Source organism: Bombiscardovia coagulans (assembly GCF_002259585.1).
In the GTDB taxonomy this organism is placed as follows: Bacteria; Actinomycetota; Actinomycetes; order Actinomycetales; family Bifidobacteriaceae; genus Bombiscardovia; species Bombiscardovia coagulans.
In genome coordinates this window covers 169,790-186,870 of the sequence record NZ_MWWS01000004.1, presented here as the reverse complement: position 1 = coordinate 186,870, position 17,081 = coordinate 169,790, and the positions used below count along the sequence as shown (strand labels likewise).

The 17,081-nt window shown below is 45.9% G+C and carries 12 protein-coding genes and 1 tRNA gene; 4 read left to right on the top strand and 9 right to left on the bottom strand.

Annotation, left to right across the window (positions count from 1 at the left end):
• Positions 1 to 255: 255 nt before the first annotated feature.
• The 5 genes from BOCO_RS02555 to BOCO_RS02535 all read right to left on the bottom strand — a co-directional run bounded on the left by BOCO_RS02555 (position 256) and on the right by BOCO_RS02535 (position 4,080).
• Positions 256 to 1,236: a DUF5692 family protein gene (locus BOCO_RS02555; protein ID WP_094722537.1), complete on the bottom strand. Its 981-nt coding sequence runs from the start codon at positions 1,234 to 1,236 to the stop codon at positions 256 to 258.
• 84 nt (positions 1,237 to 1,320) lie between these two features.
• Positions 1,321 to 1,947, bottom strand: a complete 627-nt coding sequence (locus tag BOCO_RS02550) for a TetR/AcrR family transcriptional regulator (RefSeq protein WP_094722536.1) — start codon at positions 1,945 to 1,947, stop codon at positions 1,321 to 1,323.
• A 392-nt stretch (positions 1,948 to 2,339) separates the two neighbouring features.
• On the bottom strand, positions 2,340 to 3,122 hold the full coding sequence (yaaA, locus tag BOCO_RS02545; protein ID WP_094722535.1) for a peroxide stress protein YaaA: 783 nt from the start codon (positions 3,120 to 3,122) through the stop codon (positions 2,340 to 2,342).
• A gap of 52 nt (positions 3,123 to 3,174) precedes the next feature.
• Positions 3,175 to 3,771 carry a DNA-3-methyladenine glycosylase I gene (locus tag BOCO_RS02540; protein ID WP_094722534.1) on the bottom strand — a complete coding sequence of 199 codons (597 nt, stop codon included), beginning with the start codon at positions 3,769 to 3,771 and terminating at the stop codon, positions 3,175 to 3,177.
• A gap of 235 nt (positions 3,772 to 4,006) precedes the next feature.
• Positions 4,007 to 4,080, bottom strand: a tRNA-Pro gene (locus tag BOCO_RS02535).
• A 246-nt stretch (positions 4,081 to 4,326) separates the two neighbouring features.
• Here BOCO_RS02535 and BOCO_RS02530 point away from each other — a divergent pair.
• Both BOCO_RS02530 and aroA read left to right on the top strand, forming a co-directional pair.
• Entirely contained in the window at positions 4,327 to 5,286 is a 960-nt protein-coding gene (locus BOCO_RS02530; protein ID WP_094722533.1) for a hypothetical protein, read from the top strand.
• A gap of 33 nt (positions 5,287 to 5,319) precedes the next feature.
• Entirely contained in the window at positions 5,320 to 6,657 is a 1,338-nt protein-coding gene (aroA, locus tag BOCO_RS02525) for a 3-phosphoshikimate 1-carboxyvinyltransferase (RefSeq protein ID WP_094722532.1), read from the top strand.
• A gap of 95 nt (positions 6,658 to 6,752) precedes the next feature.
• On the opposite strand, the gene BOCO_RS02520 is transcribed toward aroA, so the two are convergent.
• The 3 genes from BOCO_RS02520 to BOCO_RS02510 all read right to left on the bottom strand — a co-directional run bounded on the left by BOCO_RS02520 (position 6,753) and on the right by BOCO_RS02510 (position 12,683).
• Entirely contained in the window at positions 6,753 to 7,979 is a 1,227-nt protein-coding gene (locus BOCO_RS02520) for an acetate/propionate family kinase (RefSeq protein WP_094722531.1), read from the bottom strand.
• 169 nt (positions 7,980 to 8,148) lie between these two features.
• On the bottom strand, positions 8,149 to 9,837 hold the full coding sequence (pta, locus tag BOCO_RS02515) for a phosphate acetyltransferase (RefSeq protein WP_094722530.1): 1,689 nt from the start codon (positions 9,835 to 9,837) through the stop codon (positions 8,149 to 8,151).
• 371 nt (positions 9,838 to 10,208) lie between these two features.
• Positions 10,209 to 12,683 (bottom strand): phosphoketolase, encoded by a 2,475-nt coding sequence (locus BOCO_RS02510; RefSeq protein ID WP_094722529.1) that lies wholly within the window; start codon positions 12,681 to 12,683, stop codon positions 10,209 to 10,211.
• Between the two features lie 381 nt (positions 12,684 to 13,064).
• Between BOCO_RS02510 and guaA the strand changes: the two genes are divergently transcribed.
• Both guaA and BOCO_RS02500 read left to right on the top strand, forming a co-directional pair.
• On the top strand, positions 13,065 to 14,627 hold the full coding sequence (gene guaA, locus BOCO_RS02505) for a glutamine-hydrolyzing GMP synthase (protein WP_094722528.1): 1,563 nt from the start codon (positions 13,065 to 13,067) through the stop codon (positions 14,625 to 14,627).
• 508 nt (positions 14,628 to 15,135) lie between these two features.
• Positions 15,136 to 16,320, top strand: a complete 1,185-nt coding sequence (locus tag BOCO_RS02500; protein ID WP_244568714.1) for an aminotransferase class I/II-fold pyridoxal phosphate-dependent enzyme — start codon at positions 15,136 to 15,138, stop codon at positions 16,318 to 16,320.
• 155 nt (positions 16,321 to 16,475) lie between these two features.
• On the opposite strand, the gene BOCO_RS02495 is transcribed toward BOCO_RS02500, so the two are convergent.
• Complete coding sequence (locus BOCO_RS02495) at positions 16,476 to 17,063, bottom strand: xanthine phosphoribosyltransferase (protein ID WP_094722527.1); 588 nt, start codon at positions 17,061 to 17,063, stop codon at positions 16,476 to 16,478.
• Positions 17,064 to 17,081 lie beyond the last annotated feature (18 nt).

The following is a 17,081-nucleotide window of genomic DNA, read 5'->3' as shown; positions in this document are numbered from 1 at the left end:
TAACACAATGCATTTTTGTCTCAGTTGCCCATAGGATTTGGGGGAGTAGATTCTCTCACGAATCTAACAATGTGCATGGGTCTTTACAATGATCCGTGTTGGTGCTTGTTGTAGGAACTTCCTACAAAGCGTTGCAGTGATAGTGTTGGGGGTCATCAACAAATACTGTTAATGACCCCCAATGTTACTGTTAGAGCATATCATCGTCCTAACGCACACCAATCCAACCTGCTAAAGCCGTGTATATGGTAGTGGTTAGTTTGCCCGAGCTATGGCCTGCTCGTAGTCGTGGGTTCCCTTAAATACCTCGCTAGACCAAGGGTTAATGTTCTGCTTCTTGGCTCTCACCACAATGTAAGTCAGGGCGGCTATGTTGAGTACCAAAGAGATGATTGACATAGTAAGGTTGACTGTAGGGTTGTTGACTGACTCAACAGCAAAGCGAGAGTGGTTCCTATCTAGGAAGAAGGGGAATACCTGGGCAAACATGCACCAGATCGCCAATGTGTTCGCGCGGTTTTGAATCCAAGCTCCTTTATTCCACAAGAAGTTAGCGAACGTAGGGGCCAAGAGGAGAGCTAAACCACAGTACCAGGAGTGGGTGGGTAGGCAGTTGTAGGTGTAGGTGAAGTTCCAAACATCATAAGCCAAGATGAATACCCAGGTCATGTCAGGCCACAACATATCGTGCTTGTCTTTGGATGCGTAGATCCCGAATAAGCCTGTCATGCAGAAGATGTCAATAAGACCAGCTATACCGTTAATGACGTTAAACCAGCCACCCATAAGAGTGACACCTTCGCTAGACACGAAAGTTGTGCCCCAGCCTCGGAAAGCTGACTCAAAGTCTGAAGCGACAGCAATGAGAATATTGATGGCGACAATAATGAAGGGGAAACATTTGAACCACTTGACTTTACCAAGTTTACCCCAACCGTATTTGAGAATCATAAAACCAATGCATCCAGCGACGGCTGCATAAAGCTTGGCATAGTGGAACCAGCCATTCATTTCGGTATAGGTTTGATTACTTAGTGCCCATTCGGCTTTCATAGCCACGCCTACATATATTGCAATAAAGTAGGCAGTCAGTCCGGCTGGCAAAGCCATGAAGCAGACAATACCGCCAATTTTACTCCTGCGAGCGATCTCATTGCCGACTAGTAAAGCACAAAAAACAAGCGCCCAGCCCAGCCATTGGTACATGGCATCGGGACCGTAGACTTGGAATAACAAGGTGTTCACTTCCTTTTTCTTTGGTGAATTTTTATGGTTTGTGGCTCCAGGCACCGATTACGTTAGCGTCGGGGCTCGCAAAATCTATAAGTACTCTTCCAGTTGAAGGGTCTGAATGAATATTTCTTTCACGATGGTATTACTGATTTGTGGTTTTTCGCGCAGTAGTGCTATCGATCCAGAAATTAACATCATTAATGTTTCTTTGACGTGTGTGATGGGTAAGCTCCCGTGGACCTGTTCGAAATCCTTAACTGTTGTTTGGCAAATATGTTCTGCAACGCGTTCAGAAATTTGATCTACGAACTGTAGGTATAAACCACCATTTCCTGATTGAACCATTCTTTTACTGAAGGGACCCTCATCGGCAATGATGGTTCGCATCATGGAAACTATGTCATCGAGTGATTTGTTGACGTTGCCTACTATGCGGCTTTCGTTCCATGCGTCGAGTCGAGAGATAATAGTGTTGATTGCATCTTCAAGTACAGCCGTTGCTACGTCTTCTTTGTTGTGGAAGTAGTGGTAGAAGAGAGAACGAGTGATACCTACTCTGTTAGTAATATCGCTTACCGTGATGTGCGTGAAGCCTTTTTCGATGCATATTTCATGTGCAGCTTGTACAATTTGCTCGCGTCGGCGGTTTGTGCGAACCCCAACTCCAGAGTGTTTGCTGGCAGCTTGTTTTCCCTGAGTGGTAGTGCGAACCATGCTTCTCCAATCGTTGTGGTTGTTTTCTGTATCCGCCTTGCGTGAAGCAGGTAGCTTACAGAGTATTGACACACTGTCAATATCGACTGAACTAGTGTAAGTATAGGGATTGACATCGTGTCAAATCAGTAAGCAAAGCGTGTTGCGAGCCTTGGCTACAGGATAACTTGCAAGATCTGGTCTAGCTTTGCATGCTCGGGCTCTACATATCAAATTGAAAGAAGGCAAAAACGGTTAATGGTAAGCATTACAGCTTTTATAAAGGATTTCAAAGCTGTGCGCAGAATTGTGACAACGATAGGGGTGTCAACTTGCCAGTCCTGACCAACGTTTGCCAAAATATATGCGGTGCATCATAAGTGCATGACAATACCGCAGGACGTATACCGTCCTTACAGCTGATTTTCGGTATGACGGACGTAATACCAGTGTGAGTCATCTGAGCGATTATCGTCAAAACAATAGCCTTCGAGATTAAAATTCTGTAAAGCGGCGCTCTGGCTGATCTGGTGCCTGATAGCGTATCTGCACATCAGTCCTCGAGCACGTTTAGCATAAAAGCTAATAACTTTGCTTTTACCATTTTTCTGATCTAGAAATATGGGTTCAATGATCTTTGCGTTCAGCTTCTTAATATCGACAGCTTTACTGTATTCTTGGGAAGCTAAGTTGACGATGATTGGTACAGATGAATGAGATAGCTCTTGTTGAAGATATTCAGTAAGCGTGGTTTTCCAGAACTGGTACAAATTCATAGTATTGCCATTGGGTAAGCGTGTTCCCATGTCTAATCGGTGGGGTTGAATAAGGTCCATCGGGCGCAAAATGCCGTATAGGCCAGATAGAATCCTTAGATGCTTTTGTGCATAGTCCATATCAATTGTCGATAAGTTTCCTGTATCCAAGCTTTCATATGCTTCGCCTGCAAATGCGGCAATTGCTTGCCGGGCCTTATGAGGACTATCGGAACAGTCCCAGTCTTGAAAACGCTGGAAATTTAGCTCAGCGATTTTGCGGCTAACCCCCATAAGAGTTTGAATATCCTCTATTGTCAATCGCTGGCAAATCTTTATGAGCTGATTTGCCTCCTTACTGAAAACTGGCAAAGTATGGGGTTCTATCGTCAGTGGCGACTGAAAATCCATGGTTTTAGAAGGTGAAAAAAGGAAAAGCATACAGAAAAGTATCCCTAGCTATTCGAAGTGCTCTGTTGTGGAAGTGAGTAGACTAGTTGGCGAATTTTGGATTGGAAGCACTGGCATTTACCTCTGTAAACCTAAAACAAGAGTTGATGTGGTCGTTCAAGACACCTGTGGCTTGGAGGAAGGAATATACGGTGGTGGGGCCTACAAATTTAAAACCACGTTTACGGAAATCTTGACTAATAGTTTCTGAAAGAGGGCTAGTACTGGGGACTTCCTCGACAGACATCCAGTTTCCTCGAACTGGTTTGTTATCGACGAATGACCACAGGTACTGATCGAAAGAGCCAGCTTCATTCTGCACACGTATAAAAGCTTGAGCATTGGTTACTGCGGCTTTAATCTTCAGATGGTTTCTGATAATTGTAGGATTTGACAGTAAGGAATCCACTTTTGCTTCAGAATATCCAGCGATCGTTTCGTAGTTAAATGCATCGAAAGCATCTCTCAAAAACGGTCGTTTTTGAAGAATGAGCGACCAGCTGAGTCCTGCTTGCATGCTTTCTAAGATGAGCAGTTCGAAGAGTTCACGTTCTCTATGTTCTGGTACACCCCACTCGTGGTCGTGGTATTCTAACTCTAAATCGTTACCAAGAGCCCAATCGCAACGCTGTACAGTCATGTTTTTTTACCTTAATCTGTGAAAGAAAATGCAAGCTTGAGAACTCGCTCTGCGGCCGTTGTATACGTATAAGATTTTACAGCATCAATGAGATTACAACTCCTATACGCATGAAAATAGGGCTCCGTTGAGCACAGAGTATTGCATGGGAACAGTAGGATGGCAGGAAATGCTGTTCAAGGCAAGTGGGCAAAGTGGCTTGCTACTCAGACGAAGAAAATCTGGTAATGTTTTGTCGGGCTGACAGGATTTGAACCTGCGACATCCTGCTCCCAAAGCAGGCGCGCTACCAAGCTGCGCTACAGCCCGATACTCAAACTAATTGAGCACAGGTTTAGACTATAGCGCAGGAGTAAGGACATTTCAACTATCGGAGAGTCGAGACGATATGATGTTGGTATAGCCGGATTTTTCCTTAGTGATTGTTCTGATAATATATGTAATGAGGCATGGCCTCGAACTAAAAGTGACTGATAGCTTCGTTTATGATCATCGTGCTGTGGCGACGGGGTGGACGTTAGGCTCAAGACATCAGCGAAGAAGAAGGGATGTACGATGAGCGAGAATAACAATACAGATAGGCAGCAGGCCAATGAAGGCCCTGTTCTTAGCGACAAGCAAAACGGAACTCAAGAGCAGACTTTCACCCAAAGTGCCACTCCTCTTCCGCAACAGCCAATGACAGGGGCCACAAACAATACTGTTAAAAAAGGCAAGAACAATATGGCTGGCATTATTGTTATCGTACTTGCTGTAGTCATTGTTGCTGCAATTTTAATATGGAAGCCTTGGGGATTGAAAGCTGCCGACTACCAAAAAGCTGATAATGCTGTTGTTGATATTAGCAAACAAGGCGAAAAAGTAAGTAATGCTCTGGTCCAAGTTGCTGACCAGCCTCAAAAGACAGATACAAAGCTAAGAGATAAGAATGTTGCTGAGGCAAAATCTGCCATAAAGCAGTACGATGCAATGAATGTTGACTTCGGACAGCAGAAGGCAATAAAAGATAAGGATGTCAACGATAAGTATCAGGCATACCTGAAAAAATCGAAGCTGTATAGCCAGTACGCAAGTGAATTAGCCGATTCATTGCCTTCATATTCAGATGCTTATAGTAAGTGCAACAAAGAACCAGAAGCTTCTATGTCAGATAGTGTAAAATACATGTCTGAGCTGAGCGCGTATATGTCCGACTGTAAAGTGGCTTTGGAAGCGACTTCTAAAGTTCCCAATAAAGCCATTGCTCAATCTGCTGGTAAGACAGCAAGTTCGATTGGTAAGTTGGAAGATGTTGTCAAGCAGATGTCAGATTTGGTATCAAATCCTGGAGCACCAAAAAGCACAGAACAAATTGACAAGTTATCTGATCTTTCAAAGCAATTGAATAATTTGTCAAACGATATTTCAGAGTTTTCAAAATTTAGAGCAACTCTACAGAAGCAGGAAGACGATGCTAACCCCAATAAGGCGTTAGAGGATCTCCACACTGTTTTGTACAACAAAACAAAAAAGTAAGCCTATAACCAGGGTAGGCTATGCTACAGAGATATGACAAACGCTGAATACTGGATAGCACCTAGGCCGAAGCATCCTCTGAATGCTTGCATTGAGATACCCGGTAGTAAGTCTTTATCTAACCGGTACCTCATGCTAGCTGCCTTAGGTTCGAGACCAGTACATATTCAGGGTCTATTGCGCTCCAGGGATACTGATCTTATGATGGAGGCATTGCGAGAACTTGGTGTAACGTGTCAGGTTGAGGACGATGATTCCACACGAGTATGCGTTACACCAGCTTCTTCAGGGTACCCTACAGGAGGCAAACAAGTCTACTGCGGGCTTGCTGGTACAGTGATGCGTTTCGTTCCAGCGCTGGCTATGTTAGCGGATGGTCCTACCCGCTTTTATGGTGATGTTCAAGCTCAAGAGCGACCTATGAGACCTTTATTGGATGCCCTCCAACAATTGGGGGCAACGATTGTCTATGAAGGACAAGAGGGCTACCTACCTTTCACGATCCACCCACCTCGAGTCTTTACCGGGGGAGCAGTCGATATTGACTCGTCTCTGTCCTCTCAATTCATTTCAGGACTTCTGCTGTTAGGATCTAGGGCAAGTGAGGGACTACATATTCGTCATACCGGTAAACAGTTGCCCAGTCTGCCCCACATACGTATGACAATCGCAGATTTGAGAGAAGCTGGTCTCCACATCGACGAAGACGAAATCAACAATCAATGGACCGTCAGTTCTCCGTCTTCGCTACCTTATCCGAAACTGGAAGAAACTGTTCAGATTGAACCTGACTTATCTAATGCGGCTCCTTTTCTCGGAGCTGCTCTCATAGCAGGCGGTAGGGTAGGTGTTCAGCATTGGCCTGCCTCCACTACACAACCTGGTGGCTTGTTGCCTGATTTATTACAAACTATGGGTGCCGATGTTACCATTTCTACTGATATTCAACGTACCTGCCAAGTTACCGGAACAAGAATCATACATGGACTTGGTGATTATGACCTGTCTGCGGCAGGGGAGCTAGTTCCCAGCTTGGCTGCCCTCCTAGTGTTTGCTGATAGTCCTAGTCGTTTGCACGGTGTGGGGCATTTACGCGGTCATGAGACAAATCGTTTAGAAGCACTAACCAAAGAGATACAGAAGATAGGTGGATGTGCAACTGAGATGGAAGATGGGATTGAAATCACTCCTGTCCCTGCTGACAAACTTCACCCAGCAATCATTGAAACCTATCATGACCATCGCATGGCAACATTTGGTGCTTTGCTTGGGCTGGGCATTCCTGGTATAGAAGTTGTCAATATTGCTACCACGCGCAAAACACTGCCTAATTTTGTTGCTCTTTGGAATCAAATGCTGCAACTAGTGTGAGCTGTAGCAACATACTGAATATAGTAAAACCGGCTGGTAACACTGTACTTCTTAACCAACCGGTTTTTGACTATAAGCTGTGGAGAGTATCCGTCTTATCCCTTAAACTTATTGCCATATGAGTCACCGTTTTCAGCAATTACTGCTGACTGCCGCGCGATAGAGAGCTCTTCATTGGTGGGAATGATGCATACTGTAAGCGTGCTATCTGGAGTTGAGATAATTCGTGCTTCCTTGGAACGAATGTCGTTTTCTTCCAAGTCAATTTTGACTCCAAAAGGCTCAAGCGCTTCTATAACACGACGACGAACGATTTCGTCATTTTCACCAACACCAGCGGTAAAGGTGAGCACATCCAATCCACCCATCTGAGCTGTGTAGTTACCTATGTAACCTACGATGCGGTGAACATAAATGTCTAGAGCCAGTTTGGCGTCCTCATCTCCTTCAGCAATCATGCGGTGAATTTCACGCATATCACCGAAACCGGTCATACCCATCATGCCGGATTTTTTGTTGAAGAGGGCATCGAGTTCATCTACAGACATATGTGCGTTGCGAATCAGATGGAAGGCGACCGCTGGGTCAATGTCTCCTGTGCGGCTACCCATCATCAGCCCTTCAAGAGGAGTGAGGCCCATTGAAGTTTCGATTGGTTTGCCGGATACCTGTGCTGAGGCGGAAGCTCCATTTCCGATATGGAGAACAATCTGCTTAAGGCCTTCTGCTGGCTTACCGGTGACTTCTGGTACCAGCTTTCCAACGTATTCATGACTGGTTCCATGGGCACCATAACGTCGAATATGATACTGACGGGCAATATCCTTGTTCAGCGCATAGGTGGAAGCCTTTGCTGGAAGGTCCGTGAAGAATGAAGAATCGAAGACGAAGACTTGCGGAGTATCAGGGAGCAGGCTCATCATAACCTCGGCTCCTTCTGCCTCAGGACCATTGTGCAGAGGCGCAAGCACTGCAAGACTTTTAACCTGAGCTAAGGTTTTCTCGGTCACCAGTGCTGGCTTGGGGAAGACCGATCCACCCTGAACAACACGGTGTCCTACAGCCACAATGCCTGCTTCGTTCAGGTCTGGCCCATATTTTCCAAAGAGATCAAGCACCCTCTTGAGACCTACTTCATGAGTAGCCGTTGGTTCTTCTAGTTCGTGCTTTATGCCTTGATACTCGTGCTTGTAGTGTCCTGCTACAGGTTCGCCGATTTTTTCGACCAGGCCTGAGGCAATGCCCTCACCATTTTCAAGGTCAACTAGCTGATACTTGATCGAGCTAGAACCTGAGTTAATAACTAGGACAGTTTTCGCCATTGTGGCATCCTCCTGACGCAATAGGTTGGAGTTCTTACTCCATATTCCTTCATTTACCTTACCTGCCGGGGTTTACATCCTCTCTGTAGACGAAAACGAATAATGCACAGCCTAGTATTCGAAACTATACTGTATGAACAATTGCTGTGTGTGACTGTGGATGGGAAGTTCAATGGTTTTGTGCTTCTATAGCCGTTAAGGCTACAGTATTGATGATGTCTGCAACTAAGGCACCTCTGGATAGGTCGTTAACAGGTTTGTTAAGTCCTTGTAATACAGGTCCGATCGCTAAAGCTCCAGAAGAACGTTGTACTGCCTTGTAAGCGATATTTCCTGCAGATAAAGATGGGAATACAAATACGTTTACATGACCAGCAACATTATTGTCATGTGCTTTGGTCATAGCTACCTCTGGTGACCATGCAGCATCAAATTGGATGGGTCCAACGACTGGTAGATCTGGTCTTTTCGCTTGCACAAGAGCAGTGGCTTTTTCCACTAAATCTACATCTGGTCCCTTACCCGAGCCTAAGGTTGAGTATGACAGCATACCAACTCGTGGATCTATGCCAAAAGCTCTAGCGGTTTCAGCAGACTGTATAGCTATGTCAGCGAGTTGTTCAGCATGAGGGTTGAGGTTGATGGCACAATCTGCAAATAAAGCAACGTGCTCTTTGAAACACATTAGGAAAGCGCCTGATACCAGAGAAGTTCCCGGTTTTGTTTTAATGACTTGTAGGGCAGGTCGCACTGTACTTGCCGTGGAATGGACTGAACCGGAGACAAGTCCGTCTGCTAACCCTTCGACGACCAACATAGTTCCGAAATAAGATGGGTCTGTAAGCTGATGACGCGCTTGTTCCGGGGTCATACCTTTGTTTGCTCGGAGGGTACAAAGTTGCTCAACCATTGGAGCAAGGACTTGCGCGTCATCCATAGGTTGGTAGGAGGCCTTGTGTAAATGTTGTAGGCCTAACTCTTGCCCGTGTGAGGTTATCGAATCTCGGTCACCAATAATAATGAGTTTGACAATATCTCTTTCCAACAGATAGTCGGCAGCCTTAAGAATACGATCGTCTTCGCTTTCAGGAAGGACAATCGTTTGTTGGGAACTTTTGGCTTTTACTAACAAATCGTTCTGGAATGATATGGGTGTGGTAACCTGCAGGGGAGGTTGTTGAACAGCATGAATGAGACTGTTCAACGGTGCACAAGCTTGGAATGTGTCCAGAGCTTCAGTACGACTATCTACAGCTGTAGGGTCTAGATTAAAAGGTACCTTGTCTATCAGCCACAGGGGTGTATCACACTGACGAAAAACTTCTTTTAAGTCGGCTTTTTGTTCATTAAGACAACCTGTAATAAAGATGCCCGCCAGTTCTGTTCCTGCGTTTTCGACGATGCGTCTGCAGTTTTTGACACTTTCATATACTGTTTTAGCTGATCGTTCGGTGGAACAGATTTCCAAGAAAACTCGTGCTCTCAAGTCAGTAGCTATATCGGCATCCAAAGGTAGTCTCATTGGGTCCACCACATCAGTGTTGTCTGAGCCAACAGAGAGAACAAATTGAGGTTGTTCCATAGTACAAAGGTTGGTGTAGGTACTCAGTGAGTTAGCTCGGGCTTGTATAGGATTCTCACGAGCTTGGCAAGGACAAGTTGCGACGTAGTCCTCTCGAGTTGTCTGTTTCGTCGCTACAGAAACAAGTGTTTCAGTTAGTGTCTCTTTGTGACAAGCTACAGGTCTGAATATAGCTAGTTTGCCTATCGATGCTAGTTCATGAGCTAAACCATAAGCTACTACGTTTCGTCCTACACCAGCTTCTGGGCTAATTAGGCTGATTGCAACAGGACCCACTGTATCCCTCACTTCCAGAATTGATTGTTACTGTGCGACTACTTTGCTCGACAGCTTTTCCTAGTATACAAGTTTTACTATAGCAATCATAGAAGTGGTGTTTTTCTTTATGGATCAAGCCTCTAAGTAGTCTACTTCGCTGATTCACATGGTGTCACATCGGTTCAGTGAATTAAGATCTGTTTATGTCTAGCATCGTAAGAATCTGATATATCCCATACCGTGGCCTTACGAACTAGACCAGCATTTATCAGCGCAGGACAAGAGTGTGCAAGTATCTCTTGAAGAATAGAGAATGGCCATTCCTGCTTTCGCAGGAATGGCCATTTAAAAGTACATTACTTCAGTTGACTCTGAATAATGTATGTAGGCTACTCGTTGTCTCCAGCGGTAGCAGCTGTTGCAGAAATGTTCTTCTGTCCAGCGTGATTGGCATCGGGCCATACCCAGTCGGTGTAGTCAGGGTGATCATAGCCCTTGTCTACCGCAAACTGGAATGCTTCGATGCGGAACTTAGTCCACTCTTCAATCTGGTCAGCATACTTCTTGTCGTCAACCATCTGTAGAGCGTCAGCAGCCAAGCACCAACGATCCATATCATTGACACGCACCATATCGAATGGTGTTGTTGTGGAACCCTGCTCCTTATATCCATGAACCTTGAAGTTGTCATGGTTGGGGCGGCCGTGAATCAGGCGGTAGATGGAACCTGGGTATGCATGGAAGGCGAAGAGAACAGGCTTGTCTTTACCGAAGAGTTTGACAAACTCTTCATCAGAGATAGCCTCGTTGTTTTCTTCAGTGTTCTGAATCTTCAGAAGGTCAACAACGTTAACAAACTGAACCTTCAAGCCCATCTTTTGCAGCATGTCATTTGCAGCCAAGGCTTCTTGCGTAGGAACATCGCCTGCAGTTGCAATGATGATATCTGCATCTTCAGCATCTTTAGCGTTGGAAGCCCAATCCCATCGTGCAGCGCCCTTTTCGAGTTCAGCAGCAGCTTCATCGATTGTCTGGTATGTAGCAGCGGGCTGCTTACCAGCGAAGATAGCGTTAATGCAGTTGGTTGACTTGTAAGCACGCTCACCTACAGCGAGAAGCATGTTTGCATCTGCTGGGAAGTAGATGTTGGCGATATGGTCGTTGTTGAATGACTTGTTCAGCAAGATGTCAACGAATCCTGGATCCTGGTGGGAGAATCCGTTGTGATCCTGACGCCAAACGTGTGAAGTGACAAGTACGTTAAGACCGGCGATTGGCTTACGCCATGGGATTTCACGGACTGTTGCTTCAAGCCACTTGGCATGCTGGTTGACCATAGAATCAACAACATGAATGAAGGACTCGTATGTGGACCAAATGCCATGGCGTCCTGTGAGCAAGTATCCTTCGAGGAAGCCTTCCATCTGATTCTCGGAGAGCTGTTCAACAATCTGACCGGTGTGAGCCATATGTTCATCAGTAAGCTCAGAGAGGTACTCGGCATCCCACTGCTTGTTGGTGACTTCGTACGCGGCAGCAAGACGGTTAGATGCTGTTTCATCAGGTCCAAAGATGCGGAAGTTTGTAGGATTCTTCGCCAGCACGTCGCGGGTGTAGTATCCAAGAACTCGAGTAGCCTCGGTAGCTCCCCAGCCACGACCATGTTCTTTGACGTTGATTTCGTAGTCGTGAATGTTAGGAAGATCCAGAGGTTCAAGCAAACGACCACCATTAGCGTTAGGATTCTCGCCGATACGGAGGTCACCCTGAGGCATGAATGAAGTAACTTCTGGACGCAGACCACCCTTTTCGTCAAAGAGCTCTTCTGGCTTGTAGGACTCCAACCAGCCCTTGAGTACTTGGAAGTGAGCCTCAGTATCACGAGCGGATGCCAGTGGTACCTGATGTGCTCGCCAAGAGCCTTCAGTCTTCTTGCCGTCAATGAACTTGGGGCAGGTCCAACCCTTAGGCGTACGGAAGATGATCATTGGGTAGAACGGACGAGTCATATCGTCTGTCTGAGCCAAGGCCTTAATCTCGCAAATTTCGTCGAATACTTCCTCGAGCAAGTCAGCGAAACGACGATGGATGGACATGCTGTCCTCGTCGTCGAAGCCAGCTACGAACTCATGTGGGGTGTAACCCATACCATGGAAGAACTCGTGGAGCTCTTCATCGGAAATGCGGGCGAGAATGGTTGGGTTAGCAATCTTATAACCGTTGAGGTGCAAGATTGGCAACACAATACCATCAGTACGGGGGTTGACAAGCTTGTTGGACTGCCAAGAAGTTGCCAATGCACCAGTTTCAGCTTCACCATCGCCTACAACAGCTGGAACGAAGAGTGAAGGGTTATTCATAACAGCGCCATATGCGTGGGAGAGAGCATAACCTAACTCTCCACCCTCATGAATGGAACCAGGTGTTTCAGGTGCAAAGTGAGAAGGGATACCGCCCGGATAGGAGAACTGGCGGAAGAACTTCTGTAAGCCTTCTTCGTTCTTAGTAATCTTAGGGAAGTATTCGGTGTAGGTGCCGTCAATGTAGGACTGTGAAGTGCCTGCAGGACCACCGTGACCTGGGCCCATAATGAAGACCGTATTCTGCTGGTGATCGGCAATCAAACGATTGATATGACCAAGCAGGAAGTTTAGGCCTGGGGTTGTTCCCCAGTGACCAACTAGACGGTGCTTGACGTCCTCACGAGTAAAGGGCTCCTTCATCAGTGGGTTACTGCGAAGGTAAATCTGACCGATGGAAAGGTAGTTGGCAGCGCGCCAATACTTGTCGACGGCTTCCAAGGTCTCCTCAGATACGGGAGCGTCGAGCTTCTTCCAAGGGGTGCCGATAACAGGATTCGTCATGTGTACTCCTGCACTTTAGTGCGATTGATTATTTTCTTTCGGTTGTAAGGGTTTGTAAACTCACATCGAGCCTGACAAACCCTTATTCCAATCACTTTAATCGTACGAGGATGATACGACTTTTTGACTGTTTTCGTTCCTAGCGTGTTCGAATGTGTGCACATAGTCGCTCATTCTTGTTCGCTTTGGATACATTTTTGGCATATTTGTGCAATTGCTAAGTGGATAAACTGATAGGTAAGTTTAGTGCTCATCTCTCATTGAGCTAGGAGCTAGTGCTATGTATAGCTTGTCTGAAAGTCAGTTCATAATCATAAAGAATTAGCAGTACTAGGTATGTAGATAATCCATACAAGATTAAAAGATGATATAAGGAGCACTATGGCAGCCGGACCTGTACTAGTCGTTGACTTTGGAGCTCAGTATGCTCAATTGATAGCTAGGCGCGTGCGCGAAGCTCACGTCTACTCAGAGCTAGTGCCACACTCCATGTCAGTAGAACAAATGCTAGCTATGGATCCCAAAGCCATAATCCTATCCGGTGGCCCAGCGTCTGTTTATGTTGATGGTGCGCCCAGCATTGATCCTGCTATCTTCACAGCAGGGGTTCCGGTTCTTGGTATCTGCTATGGCTTCCAAGTCATGGCGCATGAGTTAGGTGGCAAGGTTGATAAGGCAGCCTTAGGTGAGTATGGGAAGACAGTAGCTGTCATAGACACTCCCGCCGGTATTTTACAAGATTCGCCTTCTGAGCAGTCCGTATGGATGAGCCATGGTGTTGCCGTTAAAGAAGCTCCTGATGGTTTTGCAGTATTAGCCCATACTGCAGGTGCCCCTGTGGCAGCTATGCAAGACCCATCACGAAAACTGTATGGGGTTCAATGGCATCCAGAGGTCCGCAACACGCCTCTCGGACAAGATCTTATATTCCGTTTCCTGCATGAATGTGCTGGATTAGAAGCAGACTGGGATGCATCGAATATAATAGAAGATCAAGTTGCCAAGATTCGTAAAGCCGTCGGGAATCATGCAGTTATTTGTGGCCTCTCCGGAGGTGTGGATTCGGCTGTAGCAGCAGCACTGGTCCATCGTGCTGTGGGTGACCAGTTAACTTGTGTTTTTGTAGATCACGGTTTACTGCGAAAAGGCGAAGTGGAACAAGTCAAACATGATTTTGTTCAAGCAACAGGTATTAAGCTGATGGCGGTGGATGCTTCAGAGGACTTTTTAACTGCTCTGAAAGGTGTAAGTGAACCAGAGCGTAAGCGCAAAATAATCGGTGAAAAGTTTATACGGACATTTGAGAAAGCAGCACGAGAAGTAGTTGCTCAAGCAGGGGAGCAGGGACAGGATGTTCGCTTCTTGGTGCAGGGTACCTTGTATCCAGATGTTGTCGAGTCTGGAGGAGGTGATGGTGCTGCAAATATTAAGTCTCATCACAATGTAGGTGGTTTACCTGATGACTTGAATTTCGAGCTGGTTGAGCCCCTGAGATTGCTCTTTAAAGATGAGGTCAGAGCCATCGGTAGCGAGCTTGGTCTCCCTGATGAGATTGTCTGGCGACAGCCTTTCCCCGGGCCCGGGTTAGGAATCCGTATCATAGGAGACATCACTAGGGAACGTTTAGACCTCTTACGAGAAGCAGATGCTATTGCTCGTGAGGAACTCAACCGAGCTGGTTTGGACCGAGAAATCTGGCAATGCCCAGTGGTTCTTTTGGCGGATGTTCACTCTGTAGGTGTGCAGGGTGATGAGCGTACCTACGGTTCACCCATTGTTTTGCGTCCGGTGAGTTCGGAGGATGCCATGACAGCAGACTGGTCTCGGCTACCATATGACGTTCTGGCTCATATTTCCACTCGCATTACTAATGAGTGTTCCGGAATCAATCGTGTGGTTCTTGATGTAACTTCGAAGCCACCGGCAACAATCGAGTGGGAGTAAGCATAATATGTTGATTGAAGAACTAGTGGCAATCAGGCTGCTAGTTCTTTGTTTTTTTATCAATCTTGCGACATTTGTCTTACCTGTTTGAGACACGGTTCTATAGCTGTAGTTCACATTAAAAATGTAGAACTGTAGGTGACTGGAAAATACCGTTGCAAGGGGCAGCCCAATCGTTGTTTTGCTCATTCAGCAGAGTTGAAGAATATGGTACACAAACGAACGACATGAATGTAGTCAATCTCAGAGTAGATTGGAGGTAACGAATTTTGCTTGGGCAAGGACACAGTGAAATAATGATCCTATAGGAAAGATGCTGAAAAAAATCCTGAACAGAAGCAGTAATATCCTCGTTCACACTCATGAATACAATACCAGCTATGTGCGTAACACCAACTAGGTAAATACAGGGCGGGGATGGAGAAATTCTGTACGGTCGAGGCAAAGAACGTATGTTGAAAGTCTTGTTGGCATGGTACATACCGCAATTAAGCAACTGAAGAGTTATATGGAGGCAGAGAATCAGGGCATGAGTTTGGCAGAACAGATGAATCGCAGGGTAAGGGCTCAAGCAACTAGTGACATCTTGCAATTTAATGCAGAGATTAGTCAGATTCAAGACATTGTGAAGCTGACATTGGGAGAGCCTGACTTTACGACACCGGACCATATTAAGGCTGCAGCGGTTGCTTCCATTGAAGCTGACCAATCTCACTACCTGGACAGTCGTGGACTGTTACAACTTCGTCAAGCAGCGAGTGATTTTTTTGCTGATCAATATGGCACTAGGTATGATCCGGAGAGGGAACTTCTTGTAACGGCAGGTGCTACAGGTGGGATATATTCTAGCTTGACGGCAATGTTGAATCAGGGGGATACCGTTTTTATTCCTACACCTATTTTCCCCCTCTACTTTCCTGTTACACAACTGGCAGGGGGTCATGTAGTTTCCATTGACACCTCAGCTGATGGTTTTCTGCTTACACCAGAAAAGCTACAAAACGCAATAGAATCCCATCGTGATTCTGCAAAAGTTGTAATTCTGAATTATCCAAGTAACCCTACAGGAGTTACATACACACAAAGCCAGCTTAAAGAATTGGGAGAGGTAGCTAAACAGTATGGGATATTTGTGCTCTCCGATGAGATTTATTCAGAACTAACGTATGCTGGTAAACACGTCTCTATGGGGGAAGTTCTACCTGAGCAAAGTGTCGTACTCAATGGAGTTTCCAAATCTCATGCTATGACGGGTTGGCGCATTGGCACCGTAGCAGGACCTGCTGATGTCATCACTGAAATTGCGAAGGTGAGCGAATTCACCATCACCTGTGTGACTGCTAATGCCCAATATGCTGCTGCAGAGGCTTTTAGTCAAGGTAGAACTGATGCTCAGACTATGAAGAATGTCTACATGGATCGCCGAGATTTTATGCTGAGGTCTCTACGGAATGCTGGTCTGCGGGTGGTGGAACCACAAGGAGCGTTTTACCTGTTTCTTCAACTCCCAGAACGAATGAGAGACTCTTGGAAGTTTGCTTATGGTCTTGCTCGAGAAGGTAAAGTTGCAGTTATACCAGGTGCAAGCTTCGGAGCTGGGGGAGACGGCTATGTGCGCATATCTTATGCGGCCTCTATGGAGGATTTGCGGATTGGTGTAGATCGAATTATCTCTTATATGGAAGCACACTAAACTACGTACAATTGAAAACTGTGCCAAGTTTGACTCAACAAAGTACTCTGTTGGAATGTCACTGTGTTTCTGCCGGATTGATACTCAGTAGAAACACAAGCGGCAGCGCTGGTTAGGTCGCAATGTGCTAGTTGTAGAAAAGCTGCTAGCTAGTTTCAATCAGTCGTTGCGAACTCTATATTGCCGGTATCAGCATCCATCTTTTCTACAATTGCAAGAGACTTAACGTCATAACCTTCTTTTCGTAGTTTTGAGCCACCCTCTTGGAAACCTTTTTCGATCGCTATACCTATGCCTTCGACAATGACACCAGCATGCTTGCAGATGTCTATGAGTCCGTGAAGCGCATTGCCTTTTGCAAGGAAATCATCGATAAGAAGCACATGTTCTCCGGCCTGCAAGAATCGTTTAGCAACAATCACTGGGTACTCACGCTGTTTCGTAAAAGAATAAATACTGGAAACGTATTGGTCTCCGTCCAAGTTAATGGACTGCGTTTTTTTAGCAAAAACAACTGGTACATTTCCGAAATGGCGAGCTGCAACACATGCGATTCCGATACCGGAAGCTTCAATCGTGAGAATCTTATCAATCTGACGGCCTGCAAACAGTTGAGCCCAATGTGCTCCCATAGCGTCGAATAGTGCTACATCACATTGGTGGTTGAGAAAAGCATCTACTTTGAGCACATTTCCAGGCTTTATGGTTCCATCACGACGGATGCGATCCTCTAATTCCTTCATGTAAATCCTTTTGGTTGT